This is a genomic window from Oleiphilus sp. HI0043 (assembly GCF_001634935.1).
Genome location: NZ_LWEY01001626.1, coordinates 1 through 942, shown reverse-complemented (window position 1 = coordinate 942; position 942 = coordinate 1). Strand labels below are relative to the sequence as shown.

General features: G+C 45.0%; 1 protein-coding gene. It reads right to left on the bottom strand.

The genetic code is table 11. The features are described 5' to 3' along the window. On the bottom strand, positions 1 to 886 hold an 886-nt coding region (locus tag A3729_RS24715), incomplete at its 3' end, for a 7TM diverse intracellular signaling domain-containing protein (protein WP_197476046.1). Positions 887 to 942 lie beyond the last annotated feature (56 nt).

The following is a 942-nucleotide window of genomic DNA, read 5'->3' as shown; positions in this document are numbered from 1 at the left end:
TAAAGGCCGGGATATATTTCCGGTATAAGGCGCTAAAGAAGCCCATAAAGAAAGGAAGCGTCAGGTAAAAACTTAAATGCTGAAGGCGTTGGAGGCTTGCCCAGCTGAACCAGTCAAATAAGTGCAGAACCCGCTCATCAATCATTAAGCGCCTGAAGCCCACAGCCAAGCACAATAGACCAAAGTATAGAGCGCTAACCTCTTTTGAGCGGAAGGCGAATAATGAAAAATTATACAGGCCGATTGCAATTAGAATTGAGCCAAAGAAGACTGCCGATATGATCGGACGATACTCCATATTGAAACGGCCGGCCTCGCCCGTCATGCGTAGACTAAACCATATGCCGCCCTCGCGATAATGGTGATTAGACAGATGAATCACGATATCTAGTTCGCTAGCATGATTGGTGAGTTTGATTACTCTGGGTCTAAACTCAGGCGTTTCAGTGCTCTGATAATAACCGGGCTTACCGTTTTGGGCGCTAAGATTGCCGTTGATGTAAAGCTTGTAGGCGCTTGGCATGTCAGGAATATAGAGATAGATAGGCTCCAAATTCTGTGGCACCAGAACTTTTGCATGATACGTTGCAAGACCCAGAGGAGGATAGATTACCTGCTGTTCTTGAATGTGCTCACCCTTCATTGTGTCAACGCGTTGATTCTCGACAAAGCGATAGGGGTTTTTATTCCAAACACCGGGAACGGGAAATTTAATGGGGCTTTCTTCTGTCTTGTAGATGTCCTGAGGTGGAATGAAGCGGTTCCAGTAAGTATTCCAATAGCCGTCAAGGCTAAAAGATTGTTTGCTAGACCAATCTTTGTCTCGCAGGTCGATAACAAGGAGTTTATTCGTGCTTGCTTGAGCCGTATTACTTTCGGCCTGCAATGCAGAAGATACACCGGCTAAAAATAGGAAAAAAATGAGAAAGAGTGTATTTAAGC